The sequence below is a fragment of the Streptomyces sp. SID10853 genome, from assembly GCF_010548145.1.
In the GTDB taxonomy this organism is placed as follows: Bacteria; Actinomycetota; Actinomycetes; order Streptomycetales; family Streptomycetaceae; genus Streptomyces.
The window spans coordinates 64,086-84,579 of the sequence record NZ_JAAGLN010000004.1; the positions used below are offsets into that span (position 1 = coordinate 64,086).

At 65.7% G+C, this 20,494-nt stretch carries 13 protein-coding genes and 1 pseudogene; 3 read left to right on the forward strand and 11 right to left on the reverse strand.

What is annotated here, in order from left to right; all coding sequences use genetic code 11:
• Positions 1 to 2 precede the first annotated feature (2 nt).
• From gltX to G3I19_RS02385, 3 genes are all read right to left on the reverse strand, one after another.
• Positions 3 to 1,376, reverse strand: coding sequence for a glutamate--tRNA ligase (gene gltX, locus G3I19_RS02375; RefSeq protein ID WP_239073916.1), 1,374 nt, complete (start codon positions 1,374 to 1,376; stop codon positions 3 to 5).
• A gap of 321 nt (positions 1,377 to 1,697) precedes the next feature.
• Entirely contained in the window at positions 1,698 to 2,933 is a 1,236-nt protein-coding gene (locus G3I19_RS02380; RefSeq protein ID WP_164258902.1) for a hypothetical protein, read from the reverse strand.
• Positions 2,930 to 5,122 (reverse strand): ATP-binding protein, encoded by a 2,193-nt coding sequence (locus tag G3I19_RS02385; RefSeq protein ID WP_239073917.1) that lies wholly within the window; start codon positions 5,120 to 5,122, stop codon positions 2,930 to 2,932. Before G3I19_RS02385 ends, G3I19_RS02380 begins: the two co-directional genes overlap by 4 nt.
• A gap of 520 nt (positions 5,123 to 5,642) precedes the next feature.
• Between G3I19_RS02385 and dcm the strand changes: the two genes are divergently transcribed.
• Positions 5,643 to 7,607, forward strand: coding sequence for a DNA (cytosine-5-)-methyltransferase (gene dcm / locus G3I19_RS02390; RefSeq protein WP_343234958.1), 1,965 nt, complete (start codon positions 5,643 to 5,645; stop codon positions 7,605 to 7,607).
• Positions 7,608 to 7,629: 22 nt separating this feature from the next.
• On the opposite strand, the gene G3I19_RS02395 is transcribed toward dcm, so the two are convergent.
• On the reverse strand, positions 7,630 to 8,076 hold the full coding sequence (locus tag G3I19_RS02395; protein WP_164258906.1) for a very short patch repair endonuclease: 447 nt from the start codon (positions 8,074 to 8,076) through the stop codon (positions 7,630 to 7,632).
• Positions 8,077 to 8,189: 113 nt separating this feature from the next.
• Here G3I19_RS02395 and G3I19_RS37955 point away from each other — a divergent pair, with 113 nt between their 5' ends.
• Positions 8,190 to 8,321, forward strand: a complete 132-nt coding sequence (locus G3I19_RS37955) for a hypothetical protein (protein WP_275402680.1) — start codon at positions 8,190 to 8,192, stop codon at positions 8,319 to 8,321.
• 18 nt (positions 8,322 to 8,339) lie between these two features.
• On the opposite strand, the gene G3I19_RS02400 is transcribed toward G3I19_RS37955, so the two are convergent.
• The 4 genes from G3I19_RS02400 to G3I19_RS02415 form a co-directional block, all read right to left on the reverse strand.
• The gene (locus G3I19_RS02400) at positions 8,340 to 10,349 is read right to left on the reverse strand and encodes an AIPR family protein (protein ID WP_164258908.1); all 2,010 of its coding nucleotides are present in this window, start codon (positions 10,347 to 10,349) and stop codon (positions 8,340 to 8,342) included.
• Positions 10,342 to 11,352 (reverse strand): PD-(D/E)XK motif protein, encoded by a 1,011-nt coding sequence (locus G3I19_RS02405; RefSeq protein ID WP_164258910.1) that lies wholly within the window; start codon positions 11,350 to 11,352, stop codon positions 10,342 to 10,344. Before G3I19_RS02405 ends, G3I19_RS02400 begins: the two co-directional genes overlap by 8 nt.
• Positions 11,349 to 14,135, reverse strand: a complete 2,787-nt coding sequence (locus G3I19_RS02410; RefSeq protein WP_164258912.1) for a Z1 domain-containing protein — start codon at positions 14,133 to 14,135, stop codon at positions 11,349 to 11,351. Before G3I19_RS02410 ends, G3I19_RS02405 begins: the two co-directional genes overlap by 4 nt.
• A 63-nt stretch (positions 14,136 to 14,198) precedes the next feature.
• A complete protein-coding gene (locus G3I19_RS02415) occupies positions 14,199 to 15,674 on the reverse strand; it encodes an ATP-binding protein (RefSeq protein ID WP_164258914.1) in 1,476 nt (491 codons plus the stop codon).
• A gap of 227 nt (positions 15,675 to 15,901) precedes the next feature.
• Between G3I19_RS02415 and G3I19_RS02420 the strand changes: the two genes are divergently transcribed.
• Positions 15,902 to 16,243: a hypothetical protein gene (locus tag G3I19_RS02420; protein ID WP_164258916.1), complete on the forward strand. Its 342-nt coding sequence runs from the start codon at positions 15,902 to 15,904 to the stop codon at positions 16,241 to 16,243.
• 1,117 nt (positions 16,244 to 17,360) lie between these two features.
• Here the strand turns inward: G3I19_RS02420 and G3I19_RS37960 are convergent.
• From G3I19_RS37960 to G3I19_RS02430, 3 genes and pseudogenes are all read right to left on the reverse strand, one after another.
• Positions 17,361 to 18,260: an ATP-binding cassette domain-containing protein gene (locus tag G3I19_RS37960; protein WP_343234959.1), complete on the reverse strand. Its 900-nt coding sequence runs from the start codon at positions 18,258 to 18,260 to the stop codon at positions 17,361 to 17,363.
• 30 nt (positions 18,261 to 18,290) lie between these two features.
• A pseudogene (locus G3I19_RS37965) lies at positions 18,291 to 18,872 on the reverse strand (ABC transporter transmembrane domain-containing protein); the annotation flags it as partial.
• Between the two features lie 518 nt (positions 18,873 to 19,390).
• On the reverse strand, positions 19,391 to 20,461 hold the full coding sequence (locus G3I19_RS02430) for a DUF1214 domain-containing protein (RefSeq protein ID WP_164258920.1): 1,071 nt from the start codon (positions 20,459 to 20,461) through the stop codon (positions 19,391 to 19,393).
• Between the last annotated feature and the right edge of the window lie 33 nt (positions 20,462 to 20,494).

Sequence of the window (20,494 nt, forward strand, 5' to 3'; positions counted from 1 at the left end):
GCTTACGCCTGCACGGCCAACTTCTCGGCCGCGGCGTCCAGACGGGCCAGCACGCGGTCCCGGCCGAGCAGCTCCATGGACTCGAACAGCGGGAGTCCGATCGTTCGGCCGGTGACCGCGACCCGGATGGGCGCCTGGGCCTTGCCCAGCTTCAGCCCGTGCTTCTCTCCCACGGCGAGCGTGACGGCCTTCAGGCCGTCCGCTTCCCAGTCCGCGACGGTGGCGAACTCGGCGCGGACATCGGCCAGGATGCCGTCGGCGCCCGCCTTCATCGCCTTGTTCCACGACGCCTCGTCCTCGACAGGCGAGTCGAGGAACAGGAAGTCCACGTTGTTGGTGATCTCGGACAGCAACGCCAGCCGGGTCTGGGCCAGCGGTGCGACCGTCTCGAAGACGGCCTGGTCGAACGCCTCCGGCTGCCACGGCGCGTACGGAGCGACGAGCCACGGCGCGCAGGCAGCTGCGAACTGTGCGGGCGCCAGGGCACGGATGTAGTCGCCGTTGAACGCCGTCAGCTTCTTCACGTCGAAGAACGCCGGGGCGGTGTTGACATCCTCAATTCGGAAGAGCTGCTCCAGCTCGTCGTACGGCATGAGCTCCCGGTCACCGCCGGGGCCCCAGCCGAGGAGCATCAGGTAGTTCACCATCGCCTCGGGAAGGAAGCCCTCGGCGAGGTAGTCCTCCAGCGCGACCTTGTCGCGACGCTTGGACAGCTTCTGCCGCTTCTCGTTCACGATCACGGGCAGGTGCGCCCACACCGGCGGCTGGGCACCGAGCGCCTCCCACAGCAGCTGCTGCTTCGGCGTGTTCGAGAGGTGCTCCTCGCCGCGGATGACCTGAGTAATGCCCTCATCCAGGTCATCGACCACGTTCGCGATCAGGAAGACGGGGGACCCGTCACCGCGGGCGATCACGAAGTCCTCGATCGCACTGTTCGGGAACCCCGGCTCCCCGCGGATCAGGTCGACCACGACGGTCTCGCCCTTGTCCGGTGTCTGGAAGCGCAGCGCCCGCCCCGCCTCGAAGGCCAGTCCTCGCTCCCGACAGAACCCGTCGTATCCGAGGTGCTCCGACCCGGTGCGCTCCTTCAGCTGCTCCCGGGTGCAGTCGCAGTAGTACGCCTTGCCCGCCGCGTACAGCTGCTGGGCGGCCTCGCTGTGCCGGGCCGCGTTGTGCGACTGGAAGTACGGCCCCTCGAAGGCAGCGTCCTCGCCGTGGATGCCGATCGCCGCGAGCGCGTTGATGATGCCGTCGATCCACTCCGGCTTGTTCCGGGCCGCGTCGGTGTCCTCGATCCGCAGGACGAACGTGCCGCCGGACTGTCGTGCCACGGCCCAGTTGTAGAGAGCGGACCGTGCGCCACCGACATGGAACATGCCGGTCGGAGACGGGGCGAAACGAACGCGAACCGGGGCAGTAGACATGCGCTCAAGGGTACCGACGCTGGGGGCCCGCCCCCGACCACTCCGGCTATCCCCGCGCCCTCGTTTTCCGGCGGCTCTCGTCATCTACTCGTACGTCGGCTTCCACAGCTCCCGCTGCGGCCGGCCCCTGCCCCAGACCGTCCAGTGCGCCGAGCGATAAAGATGGGTCTGTTCGCCGCTCCACCACTTCGGCTGCGCAATGCACCCCAATTTCCTGCGGGTCGCGTCGTCGGCGACGGGTACGGACCACAGCCGACACCAACAGTGCAGAACTCAGGGGCTGATCACCGCACCGTTCTGCGGGGCGGAGGACAGCTGCTCTGGGAAGCTCCCGGATTTCGGCTTCGTGAGCCCAAGCCGCATCTGCACCTCGTCGAAGCTGAGGTCCGGCGTGCCGATACGGCCGACGGATCGGCTATATGCGATCAGCATTGCTTCGGAGAAGGGGCTATCGAGGGTGGCAACCCGCTTCCAACCCCGTGCCTCATCGAGCGCGACGGAGCTTACGTTCTCGAAGTCGATCACTAGATCCGGAACATCCAGATAGCGAGGGAGAGCACGGTAACGATTGTCATCGACTCTGAACGCGCGCTGCGCTAGGCCCTTGTCCCTATTACTCTTGGCGCTCGACTGCCACGAAACAATGGGCGGGGACTCGGAGCTGTTCCCCTCATCGGTAAACACCCGGTCTGCTTTGGCCAGGTGCACGTACTGGACCTTCGCCACACGAGGCTTCGAAACCCTTGATTCAGGACGGTCCTCGTAGAGGTCGCAGGCCGGCGTAAGGACCAGCCACCATCCGCCTTGTGGGTCGATAAGGAGGTCTGTCGCCGTGAGGTGATGGGTCACAGGGGGCATCAGATAGACCCGTGCCGCCTCGGACCGCCGTGCTGTTGCGACGAGGTCACCCTCCACGACGCGATCCAGCTCATGGAGACCGTTCTCCTTGAGCCAGGCTGCGAGGCGATTGACGATGACAGGAGCGATCTCGTTCGGGTCGGCAGCTGCCATCTCGGTCCAGTGCGGAGCAACCACGTCGCGCATAAAGTCGCGAACCTGGCGCTCCACGAGGCCGGAAATGCGACGTGTCAACGCCGGCACTCCTGAGAGCAACCCCTCCCTGACCGCAGGGGCGATATCGTCCAAAGCGTTCTTCGTCACCACTCGAATGAGGGGAGGCTCCTCCAAGCCGCGTACTTGCTGGGGGACGCCCGTGAAGAAGACCACTGGCACCCACCTGACGCTGGCGATCTTCTTGTACAGCTCACGTCCGCGCCCCTCGGCGTCTGCGGACGGGCTACCTTCAGTAACATCCCGGACATCGAGAATGACCAAGTCGAAGTCTTCTTGGCTCAGCCGCTCCTCGGCGGTGGCAAAGTCCTGCTCGACTTCGAACTGGATGACTCCCAGATCCGCGAGCTCTTCCGTGAGGAGCCCCCGAAGGTCCTCGGTCATCTTGGCGTCGTCGTCAACGATGAGCACGCGATACGCGGCGTCCGCCGTCGTCACCCAACTCTCCTTCGCAGTCGTGCCCGGAAACTCGCGCCGGAGAGGGCGCCGGGGCTTACCAGCGACAGGTCACCATCGTAGAAGTCCTTCACGACGCTGCCTGCGATACTGAGGCCGAGGCCGATACCATCCGGCTTGTCACTGAAATAGGTGTCGAAGATCAGATCTTTGATCTCCGCACGCACTCCGGGCCCACTGTCGCTGACCGTGATATCCACCACGTCGGCTTTGCCCTCTTGGTTGCGCTCAGTTTCGATCAAGATCTCGCGGTCTGCCTCGCTGGGCATCGTTGACAACCAGTAGACCGCGTTATTGACGAGATTTAGCACGAGTGTCCTGATATCACCCGGCTCGGCCGTGACCGTTACGTCCTCTCCGCCGATTGTGACGGTCACACCGTACTTGGCGATCTCAGATTCCAGTACGGATACAGCTGCAGAGATGCTCTGGTGAAGCGAGAGTTCTCGTGGCCGCCCACGCTGCCGACCACTGAGAGGTTCGATGCGAGTGAAGAGTCGGTCGATAGCCCTCTCCTGCGCAGTGAAATCCATGTGCAGTTCCCCGAGCGCGTCGGACAGGTCGGTGTCATGGACCTCGACCTTTCCCGTGATCTTCCTAAGTCGACGAAGGTCGAATGCGATGCGGGCCAGGGCGGTCCTACCCTCGTGGAGGACAACGTCGACAAGGGTGCCTAGTGTCGCGAGCCGGGAGAACTGGGAGATGATCTCCTGGACTTTTCGCACACCTTCGTTGATCGTCTCCGTGGCTTCCTCGATGGCTCGCCCCAGGACGACATCATCTGGATACCGCTCGCTGGCGACTTGCCGAAGAGGATCCAGGTTGAAACTCCGGAAGACTCCGTGACCTCGCCCTTCGGGAGGACTGACCAGGGGTTCGTCGGCCACTTCCACGGTGGACTCCGGACGGCGCAACTTGTAGCGCAGGATCTCGAGTTTCGAGATCGCCTGCACTATCACCATCTTCAGTTCCTCGTACTCCGGACTATCAATCAGCCCTTCCCGGTGCGACCGGTCCTGGAGGCCCGGGTTCTCGTCCGCCGAGATATAGACGAATCCGGCAACCTGGTTATTGGACAGCCGCATGGTCGGGTTATTGACGCGTCGCTGGTCGAAACCAAGCCAGTCGTAGCCCGGTTCGCCGAAAGGCTGGACTCGGAACCCGTCCCGGTACAGCGCTACGCCGCTGTTGTCCCGGATCAGTTTCCGCACCTCGGTGAGGTTCTTCGACCCGGTATCAATATGGAAGAGCGGGTCCAGCGCCGACTTCTCCAGGTCCCATACGCGAAAGTCCAGCTTCAATGGTCCGCAGGAAGGTCTGTCCGAATCCTTCCGGATGTTCTCCTCGACGACCACCGCGGGTTCGCTCCCGCTGGAGTAGATGGCCAAGTGGGCATTACCGTCGGCATCCACTGTGCCGACGAGCCGATAGAGCGGGTGTGCCAGCGTTTCGCTCGCGGCGACAAAGCCATGGTGGTGACGAAGGGGACCATCAGGGGTGTCTATGTAGATGGCAAACTCAGGCTGGTCCGGCACCGACAACTCAGCGGGAGGCGGCGGAGGCAGGAGCCGTGACAGGGAGCGCTTGAGGGCCTCAACGGCGTCAGGCCCCCAGGGCATCCGCAGCTTCTCAAGTCGGACTACGGTTCCGTGGCCAACCGACGCGTCGATCGATGCGGTCTGGAACCCCGTGACCACGTCAGCGAAGTTCCGCGCCGCCTCGCCACCCACCGCGAAGACGGACGGCAAGGCGGTGGACCAAGTGACCGGAACCTCGTCCAGGTAGGCGTCACCCTGCGTGAAGTTTCCCCAGTTGATACGGAGGGTGACTTCTGGGTCGCTGACCCGTCGCGTCGTGATGGTGGTGACGTTGGCCAAGCGGGCGGCTGCGAACCGACCGATGCCCTTGGCCCCAAGCACACGCCGCACACCCGACTCGCTGCGGCGGTTCCGGTGCCTATGCGGAGTAGCGATCTCCATCCAGGTGCCACGCACTGTGTCCGGGGACATGCCGTGCCCGTCGTCCCATACTTCGATCGAGCCATGCCCCTCCACGAGCGGCGGGTTAAAGCGGATCAGCACGAGGCTGGCATCGGCGTCGTAGGAGTTCTTCACAAGTTCGGTGAGTGCCACCCGCTCGTTGCTGATCAGCTCCTCACCCAAGGTGCTCATCAGCCGCGCGCGCGGCCGGAGATACGCTTCCGTACCCTCCGAATCCAACTGGGCCTCACTTTCGGTCCGTCACGGTCCAGCCTCAGCGTAGCCAGAGAGGTAGATTGTATCGACGTTGCGGATGACTGCCCGTGTGTGGCCGTGCGACCGAGGTCCCGTTACTCGGAAGTGGCCGAATCCCGCCCCTGAGTGGCTCCGACCAGGAAGAAGGTCACTCGGATGTTCCCTCTGGTGAGCCGACCCATTGAGGCGTAGGGGGTGGAACGGGGCGCTTGTCCGCGAGGCCCGTGATCGAGCTGTCGGTGGCATCCCGTACGATCGATCATTTCGAGGGGTGTCCCAGGAACATCACCTCGAAGACACAGAGTGCGGACCTCACCGATCATGAAGCCCACTGGTGAATCAAGCCAGGTGGATGCTGGGTGTTCGGGTGGCTCGACCTCGTCGAAGTTGTTGCTTCCGCGAGCGTGTCCGTGATCTCCTGGTGCTCGTTCGTCTCGTGCCTGTTGGAGGTTGTGCTGTGGAGAAGGGGAAGTACGGCGTACCCCTGGAGCGGAGCGACTACCTTCCGCTCGAACGGCACGAAGAGAGCTGCTCTCCGGAGGACTTCCGGAAATGGCTGAAGACCCACGGTAAGGGCCAGCGGCTCGCCGTCGACCTATTCTCCGGAGCCGGTGGTCTGAGCTACGGCGTGAAGCAGGCGGGTTGGACGGTCGCGGCTGCCGTCGACTTCGACGAGCGCGCTCTGGAGACCCATGCGGCGAACTTTCCCGGCATGAGTCTCCACATGGACCTCGGTAACCCTGACGAGCGTGACCACTTGGTTGAGCTCCTGAAGACTGCTGACATCGACCTGATCGCAGGCGGGCCTCCCTGCCAGCCCTTCAGCCGCGCCGGACGCAGCAAGATCCGGGATCTTGTGACGAACCACAAGCGGGACCCGGAGGATCTTCGCAAGGAACTGTGGCGCGCCTACGTGGACGTTGTCACGCGTGTCAGGCCCCGGGCCATCCTCATGGAGAACGTGCCAGACATGGGGCTTGGAGACGACTTCTTCGTGGTGCGCACAATCGAGCAGCACTTGGAGGATCTTGGGTACGCCACACAGGTCCGCCTTGTCGACGCCTGGCACTACGGTGTTCCCCAGCACCGGAAGCGCCTGATCCTGCTCGCGAGGAACGACGTCGAGCGCTTCGACTGGCAGCCGAAGCAGGACGGCTTCACCAACCTCCGTGAGGCGATCGGTGACCTTCCCGGCCTCGATCCGCAGCCCAGGAAACGCGTCGGCGAACGAGAGATGGCCTACCGCATGCCAGAGGCTCCCTCAGCCTTTGTGGAGATGATGCGTAAGGGCGCCCCGGAGGGGCTTGTCTGGGACCACATGACGCGCCGGGTCCGAGACGACGACTGGAAGATCTTCTCCGAGCACATGGACTCCAAGACCCTGTACTCGGATATTCCGGAGGAGTTCCGTCGCTACAGTGCCGAGAACTTCACGGACAAGTACAAGAAGCTGGCCTGGGGCGAGCGCAGCCGTTCCATCACTGCGCATATCGCCAAGGACGGCTACTGGTACATCCATCCGGACGAACCCCGAACACTCACTGTGCGTGAGGCGGCCAGGGTGCAGACCTTCCCAGACTGGTTCCGGTTCGCCGGCACCCGTAGCGACGCCTTTCGGCAGATCGGGAACGCGGTACCACCACTGTTGGGCAAGGCGGCAGCCGAAGCACTGGCACCCGTGGAAGGCGTACAGGCACAGCTCGGAGGACTACAGCCGCATTGGCGGCAGGTCAGAGAGGAGCTAGTGGCCTGGGCCCGGGAGAGGCGGAACGGCGACGACTGGTGCCACCTCCCCGGCGAGCAGATGTCACAGCTCTCGGCGGCCGTGATTGCGCTTCTCTCCGGCGCCAAACCGTCGGCAGCCCAACTGGACGAGATCCTGAAGGACGTGAGATGGCGCAAGACCCTCACGTCCAAGGCGTTCCATAACCTCTTGGAAGCAGCCCCCTCCGAGAAGGTCAGGACACGACTGGAACGGCTTGCTCCCCTCGTCGGTGACACAGCTGCCTGGCAGGAGAGCAGGCGTCTTGAGATTCCCAAGCGCCTCGCTCTCAAGCCGGCGGAAGCATCTCTCTATCGCCTGCTGGTGGGCGAGGACCTCCTCTGGGTGGGCCAAGGGGCGCTGCGGGTTGCCGCACGTCTGAACGACAGCGACGCGGACCGTACGAACAGACTCAGTGACGGCCGGGTCAACCTGGTGAGGCTCGTGGGCGCCGGGGGCGAGGATGCACCGCTCCGCATGGCTGCGTTGCGTCTCATCAGCAGCACCGTCTGCAGCGCGCGTGAACCGATGTGCGCCGAATGCCCGCTGAGTAAACACTGCAAGCGGAAGTCCGATGCCTCAGACGTCTCAGTGACCACAAACGGCAACAGGGCATCAGAGGTCAAAGAACGCGGAGATAGGAAGCGCCCTTCGGCGTAGGGGGCACGCTGGAAGAGGGCGTTCAGGAGGACTGCCCGATGCAAGCTGTGTACACCCTGCGCGCGGCCTGCTCGACATCGGTACGGATCTCGCACTCCCAGACGCGGACGACGGTCCACTCCTCTGACTCGGCCGCCATTGTGTTGCGGCGGTCCCGCTCTCTGTTGATCTCGATCTTCTCCCTCCACAGCGAGGCGTTCGGGCCTCGGAAGTCCTTGGGCCCGTGTACAGGGCAGCCGTGCCAGAAGCATCCGTCGACGAAGACGGCAACGCGGTACCTGGGCAGGACGAAGTCCGCTCTGCAGCGGGCCGCCACCCGGCGCTGAAGTCGGAACCTCAGCCCGAGCCGATGCACGGCGCGGCGCAGAGCGACCTCCGGAGCGGTGTCACGTAAGCGCCGCCCGCGCAGGTGACCGCTCTTCTCGGTACTGACCCAACCGGTGCCCGCCGTGTCGTCTCCCGTTGCCATGTTCGTTGTCCCGCCGTCGGCCAATCTGGGCGAAGGGAGGGGTGCCACACTCTTCCCATGCTTAGGGAACCATCTGAACTCCGGATCGACAGCCAGGCCGGATCGAACTCCACATGAGCCTGTTCGCGGAGGCAGGCATCGCGCCGGAGGCCGCGCTCATCGCGTTCAGTGACGGAGACGGACGGATCGTGCTCCGCCGCGCCGAGGACGCGATGAGGGACCTGATCGAGCGGGGGCAGCTCTGACCGTCGGTGGGGTGTCGTCTACGCCCCGGGGGTGAACCCGAGGGACAGGGCCTCGCTGCGAGCGTGCAGGGCCTGCACCGCCTGCGGCTCGGGGACCTCTTGGTCGAGTTCGAGACGCCTTCCAACGTACTGGGCCAACTGACGCTGTGCGGGTACGAGGTTGTGGGTCTCCTTGGCCCACTGCTCGAGCGCGTACCACTCGTCCGCGGGGACCATCGTCACCTCATCCCTGGCCCCCTCGTCTCCCTCGGTGCCGCCCGCCAGCGTCTCCTCGTCCAAGGGATGCTCGCGGAGCTCCGACTGCAGGTCGCGGGGGACGGTCCAGCGAACCCTGGAGACCGCGTCCCAACAGCTGGGCTTCTTGGCCCATTCGCCGACGTGGTTACCTTCGCGTGGATTGGTCACCACCGCCATGACCCGGGGACACAGATCGTCGATCGCGTCTTCGAGAGCCGGCGAGATCCGCTGTTCACGCCAGATCCGGTCGAGGTCGATGCGCCGGTCCGTGGCGAGGGACAGGCGTGCCACCGTGTAGGTCGTGATCATGCTCTTGTAACTGCCTGCCTCGTGGGTCGCCGCGATGCGGTCGACCGCTTTGAACAGAACAGCCATCGCGATCACGCGTTGGCAGTACTGCACGTCGACGTGAGGGGGTGCCTCGTCGATGCGGACCATGAACGCCGCAAAATTCTTCTGCGCTCCACGACTGACCTGGAACGGAAGGTGGTTCCAAGAGTTGACGTACTTGGCGAGGTCCGCCTTCGTGAACTTCTGCCTCGTAGGGTTGAGCTTCTTGAAGGTGCGCTGCTTCGCAGGGGTCCGGGCCTTGGCCACCTCGTCGGTGTACTGGCCGCGTGCACGCTCGTAAAACCAGTGAGTCTCCTGACCGCTCCCGTCGGTCGCCGACGCCCAAAGGGATCGCGTGATCCGCTGGACGGCCACGTGGTACTCGTGGTTCGAACTGAAGTCGACCAGCGTCACCCGGTTCTGTGTGTTCGAGTACTCGGAGATCATCGGGACGATCTCCGCGAGCCGCTCGGGGGACACCTCCGTCAGTTTCATCTGTACCGACACATGCGAGAGATCTGCCTTGTCGCGGCTCTGCGCGTAGTGCAGTGACGCCGTCGTCTGGCCACCGTTCACCACTTGGATTCCGTGAACACGGGAAATGCCTGTCGGCTGTCCGTCCGGGCCGTGCACGAAGTCGACCTGCGAGGCGGTCGCCGTGATGCCGTTGTTGTACGCCAGGAACCTGCCGGGCGCACTCAGGAGCGTCTCCCTGATTCCCCGGTTCACCGAGCCACGGGCCTGCAGGAACGACCGGACGTTGAGTTCGAGGAGTCGGGTGCCGTACTCCCCGTACAGCTCGGCCAGTCTCCGCCCCGGGATGACCGCCATGGCCACCGAGTGGTCCGACTCGCTGCTGGGCGCGGAGACGCACGGCAGCGGAGGTTCGAAGGAGACCACGATGGGCTCGCTGATGCTGCCGGACGTCGCATGGCGGTGCAGCCGCGCCAAGTCCCACACCTCGTGGGTCACGGGGAGACCGTCGAAGTCGGTGGGCGGAACCACGGTGCTGGTGCCGACACGGTTGCTGAGGAGGAAGAGCCGGATCCTCTGTACCTCGGTGAGGGCCTTCTCGACCGCCGCGCACATGTCGTAGACATCGAACGACTCGTCGATGTGCTGACGCAGCCCGTCCCGGCACCGTTTTACGAACGTCAGCAGCCGCTTGAAGGCCGTCTCGGTCTGGCTCTTCGTGAGCTTGGACTCCGAGGGGCCCAGGGTGAAGTCCGTGACGAACAGGTCGAGGCACTCCCCGGACTCCCCGATGCCATATCCGTGGACCAGATGCCCTTGCGCCTTATGGTAAGCGGTGAAGGTGTTGGAAGCGATGCCCGCCTGCTCCAGGTCTTCGAAGACCCGTCGGGTGAACGCCTCCGAGGGGTTGGTTCCCTCAGCGTCGGCGGTCGCCTGGACATCTGCCACGAGATCGCGGGAGTACTCGGACAGGTCGAGCTCAGGCATGCAAGCCCCCGATCAGTTCGGTCACCTCGTCGGTCGTGGCGCGGTACTGATCCAGCCCCGAGGTACTCACGTGGTAAGTGCAGTCGCCGACACCTGCGGCGAGATCCGCTTCAACAATTCTCGGAAAATCCCCCCGCACATGCCAGAAGTGCAGGTCGCGAAGGGTGTAGCGGGGCTCGTCGTACATGTCTCGCTGTCCGGGAAGGTATCCGGCTTGGACGAGACGCCCGTCGAACTGAGCCCGGTCAGCGGAGCTGGTGAGCCGCTCGCGTATCCGTTCGACCAGCCGGTTCAGACTCTCGCCCGATCCACCACGCCGTTCGTCGAGCATCGCCAGTGCCAGCAGCAGCGCGGGCGTGCCGGTGCCGTCCAGCTGCCGCTCGCTGGCGATACGGATGCTACGCGGACGCCTGGCGGTGCTGGCCTTCGCCTCGATCGCCACCTCGGATAGCTGGAAGTCCTGGTTGGCTCCGCTCGGACCAGTCCACGCCTCCACGGCATCAGCCGGGTCGACGGCGGGCAGGACGTGCTCTCGGAGTACAAGGAGCTCGCCCACAAGGCCGCGGCGCGCCTCGGGAGCCAGGCCGTCCCTACTTACGGAGCGAAGGAGGTCCTGCCACCGCTCGAACCTGTCCACGGCGGCGGTCAGGGCGGCAGCGGCCTCGGGGGCGTCCCTGACGGTGTCGGCAACGTCGGTGACGAGCGGGTTGAAAACCTCACGCAGTTCGTTCGCGGTCAGGACCACCTGGAGTTCGTACTCGAGCCGCGACACCGCGCTCAGGTTCATCTCCAGTCCGGCCGCACGCGGCAGCCGCCCCACCGAGCGCACGATGTGGTCCGCGGAGCGGGCGTCGGTCCTGAGGACCAACATGCGTTGGTGACCAGGGTGGGTGACGGACAGGAAGACGCCCAGAGGAGCGTTCGGGTGTAGCCGAAGCCGGGACCTACCGGGCGTGCTCTGGGGGGTCTCCAGGCCCCGCCACTCGGCCTCGGTGACGGTCACTCCCCGCCCTCCTCGTCGTCGAAGGCGTCGAGGCCCTCCTGCTGCCAGATGGTGTTGACGACGTACTCCGTGTCGGACTGGTGCTCGGAGCGGGGGAAGCTCACCTTGAAGCCCACCAGAGGCGGCTCTGCCTCACCGTCCGGAGAGGCCGCCGGCCGCTCGATCAGGTAGATCAGCAGCAGGGCCTGGTCGGGCCTCCTCTGCCAGCGCAGGTGCTCGCCCGAGGGCGTCTGGGGAACCTTCTCCTTCTTCTTCATCGCCGCGGCCATCTGCGTGGCGTGGAGAGCGGCCTTCACCTGGGCCGGTTCGAGGTCGAGGTACTCGTCAGGCGGGCTGAGTACCCGGCGGATCGTGTAGCGCCCCTCCGTCCTGAAACCGGGATTGATCGCCGCGCGGGTCACCGGCCCGATGGTGTGTCCGGCGACGTTCTGCGGATCCTTTGCCGCGGACTTGCCGACCAGGTGCACCGTCCACTCGTGTAGTTCGCCCACCGCCACGCACTGGTCGATGTACTTCGCGATGAACCTGGGACGGACGCGCTGCGCCATGCGGTCGGTCTCGTAGCTGGAGAGGAAGTCGGCGATCACCTCGGAAGGCACCGACTTCCACGCGACATTGCCGCCCGGAACCTTCGACTCGGCCGCCGCGACGCCGTCGAGCCGCTGGACGAAGTCCTCAAGTGCCTTGAGGTTTTGGTCAACGGTCTTCTGAGCAAGGTTGAAGATCACGGTCTCCGGGCCCTCGCCGGAGTAACTGAGCATGACCTTCGTACCCTGGCGCATCTTGTTGGTGGCTGTGATCGCGAGGCCGAGCGAGGAGGCACGTACCTTCAGCCCGAAGTTCCTTGGGGTGAGGTTGAGCGCGGCCATTTCCTCCACCTCACGGCGAAGTTCGTCGGTCGCGGCGGTCACCTCGACGTACTTGGCCTGGAGGTCGGACGTCGTGTAGAGACGGCACAGGTCCTCGTACCCCGGGCGGAATCCGAACCACCGGCCCATCTGCAGCAGGGTGTCGTAGGTGTTGGACGTACGCAGGTAGTAGCTGACGGTCAGCCCTTCCAGGGTGAGTCCTCGGGAGAGTTTCTGACCTCCGATGGCGATGACGGAGAGACCGGTCCTACGGTGTTCGTAGTAGTCGAGCGCGTCACGTGAGGCGCCGTTCACCGTCTTGACCACGATCTTGCGCAGAGCCGGCATGACCTGTGGGGCCACCTCCTCCCAGGTCAATGGCTCGGCCTCGTCCGCGGGGAAGTGGTCCGTGGTGGGGACGAAGTCGCGCTCCCACAGGGCTTGGAGCTCTGCCATCCGCTCCGGAGCCTGCCCGTACCGGTCACGGAGCGAGTCCACGAGAAGGCCCAGATGGTCGGCCACTTGGTCACGAACGGTCCCTTGGACCGCGGTGAAGCGGGTGACGTGCACCAGCATGGAGTTGTGCACCTTCGTTTGCCCCCGCCCCCTGCGAGCGGCACACGAGAGCACGAACGAGGCGATCGCCTCACGCAGAGACTGGGGTAGGTCGTCGGACGGGACAAAGGCGGACTTGTGCTTGCTCGGAACCCAGCTCTCGGCGTCGTCCACGGGACGCACGAGCGGCAACGGGGGCACGTCGTCCTCGTCGTCGTTGTCGACCTGGAGTCCGAAGACCCGCTCCGGACCAAGGTAGTTGGACGGTGAGGGCAGCGTTCGGATGAAGCTGTCGGGGAAGAGGTCGGCGCCGAGGGCGGCGTGGTCCACATCGGGATCGATGTAGATGTTGGCGTACGGCGTCGCGGTGTACCCGACGTAGGCCGACTTCTCGAAACTCTGCATGAGGTCTCGGATCGCGGCGTTGGTCTTCGTCGGATCCGCGTCAGGGTCCCGCTTGGTGTTGATGGAGGCGTTGTCGGCCTCGTCGTCGATGACGAAGAGCGGGATGTCACGCACGACCTTGCGGCCGGTCTCATCCTCGGCGCCTTGTACCTCCGTCACCCACGTACGGAGGTACTCGAGGATCTTCCAGTGCTTCTTCACGACGAGGACGACCGGGAACCGGCCGAGGGGGAAGTTGACCGCGTTGGCCGCCTGACGACCGAAGTCGCCCTTCTCGGAGCTGTTCGTGGGCGACGCGATGTCGAGCCTCTTGGCGCCGGGCATCCGCCCAGCACCCATGAGACGGGACTTCCCGTTCTGGTTGGACCGCTGCTGGTGCTGTGTGTCGAAACCCAGGAGGCCCTCGTCGACACGCAGCTGCGTCTGGCTGCGGAGGTCGTTGTGGATTCCGGCCAGGACCACCACGAACTGGTATCCCGCGTCCACGGCCTTTGCGGCGAGCCCGATGTACTGCCCTGTCTTGCCCGACTGAACCTGACCGATCACAAGGCCGGTACGGCGCCAGGATCCGATGCGGCGCGGGTCCTCCAGCTGGCTCAGGACCTCGTCCGTGCTCTGGTCCAGCCGACGCACGACTACCGGGGGCAGGCTACGGACGTCCTCGAGGTAGCGACGGTAGCGCTCCCAGAAGTCCCATTCGCGGTCGTTCTTCGCCTCCGGCAGCCACGGCTCGTGTCCCCTGTCGCTCTCGAGACCGGAGGAGCCCTCCTGGAAAACGGCGGTTATGGCCTCGATCTCCTTGGCCAGCTGGTCTCGATCGACAACCTCCCCTTGGCCGGCCAGCATCCCGAAGATGACGGTGACGGCGTTCTGCACCTCTTCCGGAGTCGGGTGACGGTCCTGGGACAGCAGTGCGAGAACCAGGCGCCTGGCTTTGGCAAGGGACTCGAAGGAGTCCTCAGGGGTGGAACTCACAGCTGACCTCCAGCTGAACGGGGACGGTAACGGGCAAGGTAGGGGCGACTACTGAGAACGGGCTCACCCGCTCCAGAAGCCCTGCATTTGATCGAAGGGGGGCATGGTCCGGAGTCGCTCCCGGGCGGCTGCGGGCGAACGACCGTCGGAGACCATCGCCTCGTAGATCCGTTGTGCGACCTCCGTCGCGCCGGCGTCGGCAGGTCCCGGACCGCCGAAGGGCTCGGGGTCGTCACTGGTGTCCGTCTCATGCATCACACGGAGGGCCGTAACCGGCACGGTCTCCTCCAACAGGCGGATCAGGGCTCGCACGTCGTCTGTACTGGCGCCGCCGGGGCGTAGCGCCGCCCTCACCAAGGGGTGACCACGGTTGATCCTGCAGGTGACCTGGTCACTCGCACGGCGGACGTTCCACGCGTAGAGGAGTGGGTCACCGTGCGTTCGCGCCGCGATCTGCCCGCGGTGGCGCAGCACGTCGGCGGCTCTCCTCCGAGCCTGCAGAGCGATCCGGCGGAGGTGGGGACGCAGGCCGACGGGCGGCACAACGCTGGACTTACGGACGTCGACGCCCCACTCGACGTCCGTCCCGGCGGGGATGTCCACGGCGATCCGTGCCAAATTGTACTTCTCCTCGCGGCGTACACCGCGCTGGCCAAGCCAGTCGCCGGCCAGGATCAGACGGTCCCGCCGGTACACGTAGAACCCCTGCTGGTCGAGCCAACCGCGTGGGCCGCTGGCCTTGTCGTACTCGGCAGGCGTGAGCCGCTGCGCGCTGGGGAGGACGAACGCCTCCACTCGTACGAAGCCGGTGCCGAGCGGAAGTTGCTCCACAGGGAGGGGCTGAACAGAAGGGTGACCGGAGAGGAAGGGGTCCCAGGGCTCGACCGGGCTACCGGAGACACGCATCGTGCGGCGACGACTGCCCGTCAGGAACCGGGCGAAGACCATGCCCAAGTGCGACTCCGCGCGGGCAGCCTCTGCGTAGAACTGCTTCTGGGTCCGCTCGTCGTCCTCGGTCACGCCGTCGACGTGGTATCCGTTTAGCCGCCGCCACAAAACGACCGTGCCATGGTCAGCCCTGCCGCGGATCCTGTCGAGCAGGTCCGCCGTCGCCTCGTCCACGCCGTGCAACAGCCTCCACTCACCGAACTTCTCAACGACGTCGAGATCCCACGTACGTACGTGCCACTCTCCGGAGACAGCGGTCGCGACGGTGAGCTGACGGGCCTGGGAGAACGACGCGGACTTGAGTCCGACGCCGAAGCGCCCCAGGTCCGTGGCGGTACGCGGTGTGGCGGGACCGCGCGCAGCCACGGTCATGGCGGTCACGAGATCGTCCGCGCTCATCCCTTCGCCGTTGTCGACGACAGCGATCCACGACTCCTGTCCAGCCCATGTGAACTCGATGTCGATGTTGGCTGCCTTCGCGGAGATGCTGTTGTCCACGAGATCCGCGATGGCGGCGGGCAGTGAATAGCCGAGAGAGCTGAGCGAGGCGACCATGCCTGCAGGTTCAGGGGCTGCAATGTCGTATTTCATGCCCAGTTCCAGTCCTGCTCCCCGTTGCAACCCCTTGCCGACGCGTGGTGTCCGAGCGATCCATGGAGCTGAGAACCGAGACGTTCCTCTGGACGCCTCGTAAGTAGCTCTGTTCTCATCCCCCGGGCCAAATCCCCACCTACGCAGGATGGTAGTTGAGCTTGGCCAGCAAGGTCGGTGCCTCGGCTGGTCTACATCGCTTTCCCGCACCGGCGTAGTCTGCGGGGGTGCTCCACGAAGTCGCCGAGGATGGCGGGCTGGGCTTCTGCCATCACGTCCTTCCGGGTCTGCTGCCACCCGGCTACCACGGTCCGTTGGTCGTCGCCGTCGACTCGAACGTCCTGATCGACCTCCAGCAGCATGGGGCCGCGCTCATGAACGATGAGTCGCTGCCCGATCGAGTTGCGGCGGACATCGCCTACACCAACGAGCTGTACGGCCTCGCGGACCTTCTCAACCTGTGGCTGTTGCGCGACATTCGATTCGTGGTAACCCCCGCTCAAAGACCGACGCCAAGAAGGTCACCGAGCGCTTCCTGGAACACAGGCTTCCGTCGATCAACGCGTTAGCAGACAGCTTGGCATTCCAGGTGGGAAACTGGTCTGTGCCTGCGCCGTCGCACGGACCGTCGCCCACTCCCGTTGGTGAAGTGACCGGCCTTCCTGATGGCGCTGACCGCGACTTGGTACTTGAGGCTCAGGCCGTTGGCGCTCACGTTTTCCTCACCCGTGACCGGCTTGTCTTGGAACGTGCGGAGCTCGCCGGGCCCCCTATGGCCCTGCTCCCGCCCCAGGGTTTGGCGGCCGAGCTCCTTGCCGCCGGAGTCCAACCTCTCCTCGGGGGCACGTGCGGCGGCGACGGGTGCCCGTACCTTGACTGGGGGCTCCCCGCCCCAGATATGGGCAAGTGGGGCGGACTCCTCTCCGTGCTGGAGTAGCCGGAGAATCGAGGTCGGGCGGCGGCATTCACTGGGCGAATCTGGCATGGACTTTATTGAGTTCGGGAGGCTGCCGGACCATGACTTCTAGGTGGTCTGCCGAGAGTCGTTCAGCAATCTCCCTGTCATCCCGCTGGAGATCTTCCCGCGCGGCCGGGACTGTACGGCAGAGCCGAGCTCGTGTTCGCGCTCCGGGAAGCAGAACGGAACACACGGCTCCAGAGGCGCCGGATCCTGCGGGATCCGCCCAGGTGTTCCGACGCTGCTCGCGATCAAGCGCTGGTCACCGACCTGATGCGCAAGCTCGACAACAGACGATGCCCGTTGGGAGCCATCTGGGAGCCAGCCCGCTCCCGAAGCCTCGTCCAGACAGCCCGAGACCACTCCAATCCAACCTCCTGAGCAGGCAAAACACTAAACTGCTCGGTGTCGTACTTGATCGACCCTCATTCGGGACGAAGAGGTCGTGGGTTCAAATCCCGCCACCCCGACAGCTGAAACACCAGGTCAGGGGCCTGATCCACTCAGTGGATCAGGCCCCTGACCCGTTTGGCGGGAGCACCCGGAGGATCAGCCACTCGGCGCCGACCCGGACCTGCAGATCGGCTCTGGAGTGTGTTCGCGCCGGGCGGGGAGACCGCCGCCGTCACCGGCACCCGGGAGGGCCGCCCCCACGACGCGGGCAGGCGGTGCCTGTGGGTTCAGTGCACCCCGGCGCGTGTCCGGTCAGCGGGCGCCGCTGGACGGTCCTACGCAGGTCTGCCGGTCTGTCCCCGGACCAACTCCCGATAGCGGATGCTCCGCGCGAGGAGGTCGTTGTGGGTGCCGGGGGCGTCGAGGACACCGCCGTCGAGCAGCAGCACCTGTTGCGCGTCCCGGACCGTGGACAGGCGGTGGGCGACGACGAGCACCGAGCGGGTGGCGGCCAGGTCGTCCAGGATCGCCCGGAAGCGCTGCTCGTTGAGGCCGTCCTGCTGGGACGTGGGTTCGTCGAGGAGGACCACCGGTGCGTCGGTGAGGAGTGCCCGTGCCGTCGCGAGGCGCTGTCGTTGTCCGCCGGACAGGTCGTGCTCCCGGCCGAGTACGGTCTCCAGTCCCTGGGGGAGAGCGTCGATGTCGCCCAGAAGTCCGACGGACTCCAGAGCGTCGCGCAGCCGCGGAGTGGCCATGGGGCCGTCGTGGCCGAGGAGCAGGTTCTCGCGGACGGTGTCCTCGACCAGGGTGAACTGCTGGTCGACATAGGCGATGTGGCGGCGCAGTTCGGACAGGGGCCAGTCGCGGACGTTCCGGCCGAGGACACGGACCTCCCCGGTGTCGGCGTACATGAACCCCTCCACGAGAGCGAGAGCGGTGGACTTTCCGGCGCCGGAGGGGCCGACCATCGCTGTCAGCCCTGTCCTGGGCAGCGTGAAGGAGACATCCTTCAGGGCCGGCGACGCTGACCCCGCGTGGTGGACCGAGACCAGTCGGAAGGAAACGGCCGGTGCCCCGGGAACGGGGACGGGAGCGGGAGCTGCGGGAGCTGCGGGAGCTGGGACGGGAACGGCCTCCGCGCCGGTATCGGACGGGCCGAGGTAGGGCTCCGTCGGAATCGCCAGCAATGCGTCGGACCTGGCCCTGGCCGCGATGCCGGACTGGAGTCGCCCCACGCCCGTGGCGATCAGGGTGACGGGCCCGACCAGCTGCAGCAGGTAGAGCAGGAAGGCCGCGAAGGAGCCGGTGGAGAGCGTCCCGTCGACCAGTCGGGCCCCGCCGCCGAGGATCACCACCACCATGGCGGTCTGCTGGCCGAGGCCCATCACGGGCGTGATGAGTGACAGCAGCCGGGCGCCGGCCATCGAGGTGCGGGTCACCTGCGCCGCGTCGTTGCCCAGGTGCAGGCCGATGCGGGCTTCCGCCCTGTACGCCTTGACCGTCACAAGGGCGGCCAAGTGCGCCGTGAACCGGTGGGCGAGGGTTCCCGTCGCGTTCTGCTGGGCGATGGCGTTGCGTCGTACGTGTTTGAGGATCAGGGCGATACCGGTTGCCGCGACGGCGAACGAAGCGAGGGTCAGCAGGACGAGGACACCATCCAGCAGCGCCATCGCGACGACGGTGGCGCAGACCGTCAGCGCCGCCAGCGGCAGTTGGACCACCCCTACGTCGATCACGGATCGCAGACGGGTCGCGTCGGCAGTGACACGCGCGACGAGGTTTCCGGTGCCGTGATGCCGTACGACTGGCATGGGCAGCCGCAGGACGTGGGTCATGATCCGGCACCTGAGCCGCCCCCGCGCCGGCCCTGGCTGACCGCCTGGACACCCGGAACATCCGCTTCCGGCTCTACCGCAGAGTCATCGAGATCCGCGACGCTCAGCTGACTCTGCGCAGTCATCACGACAGGTCCGACTGCAGACCGGCACCAGGTAGCGGCACCGGCCCACGGGACGAAGAGCGACGGGCCAAGGCCGAGGCGAGCCGGATCAGGGCCGCGCTGGACCAGAGACCCGCTGAGCCCACGCCGGACCCCGGCAACGCCAGACCCGGAGAGCCGATCCTCGGCAGCGGCGATCTGCGCGAAGAAGCCGCGTGGCTGGTCCAGGTGTCACGAGAACTGTCGACCCTGAACCGCCGGACCGGCCCCATCCGGGCCGCAGCATCCCGGAGATGACGGCTGCGGGCGGCACACCGCGGCCGCACCGAGCCCCCCGGTTGACAGCTTCTGGGGGCATAGGCGTCGTACCCTGGGGCGGACGGCCGTCTGCCGCCCGCCGTCCGCCCTGGGGGCCGCTCCCACCCCCTAGTGCTTCACCACCTTCGAAGTCGGGATCGGGTGCGAGTCGGCCTTGATCCAGCGCATCGCGAAAGTGCCCTCGCGGTGGGCGTCGGTGTTGATCCAGTTGCCGTAGCCCGGATCCTTCGACGCCACCACGATGGTCAGGCTGCCGTCGTCGTTGAGCTTGGCCGTGTGGTTGTTGATGTAGATGTTGGTGCGGTGGTAGTCGAGGGACTCCATCCAGAAGTTCTGCAGGACGAAGTTGAAGTACTCACAGTTCGGCACCTCGGTCTCGATCACCCACGCCTCGTCCTCCGCCAGCTTCCAGTACCCGTGGAAGTAGAAGATCGTCGGGTCGCCGCCCGCCTTCTGGAAGAAGTCCTGGCCCCAGTCCACGATTTCGTTGGTCCGCGGCATGAACTTGCGGCACCACTCCAGGAAGGTCTTCGTGGTGCCGCGCAGGTTGCCGACGGCCGCGGTGAGGCGTTCGCCGATCTGCTCCGGGGTGAGCGGGGTGAACTCGCCGTCCGGGTCGAGGCATTCGATGGACAGCTCGGCGGGGATCTCGTTGACACGGTCCTGGTGGGTCTGGCGTACGGAGATGAGGTTGCTGTCCTGGGCGAGCGGCAGCCAGGCGCCCTCCGCCGGCTCGTCGACGCTCGCGATGAACGAGAACCGGCCGTGCTCGTCGACCGCGAGGTCGTGGGCGTGCAGATCGCCGGTCTGCAGCATGGTGCCGTCGATGTGGTAGCGGTTGACGCGTGAGCCGAACGTCACCAACGGGACGGTGCCGCGAGTGCCGGTGATCCGGTAGGTGTACCTGCCGGAGATGTTGGCGCGCATATAGACGTTGTCGGGGTTGTCGGCCCCGATCTTCGTCCTCATGTTCGGGTTGGGCGCCGAGGTGAAGCTCGGCCAGCGCGGGTCGGTGTATTCGACGCAGTTGATCGTCGCGTACCTGAGCAGGCGGCTCAGGTAGCGGACGCCCTCGGCCTGCGTCAGCGAGTCCTGCGGCACGATGTCGTCCTGCAGCAGGTCTCCGACGTCCCGGAGATCCGCGCAGAACTTCTCCCATACAGCGCTTGCGGCAGTCATGGCGATTCCCTTGCTCGGTGTGTGTGGGTGGAC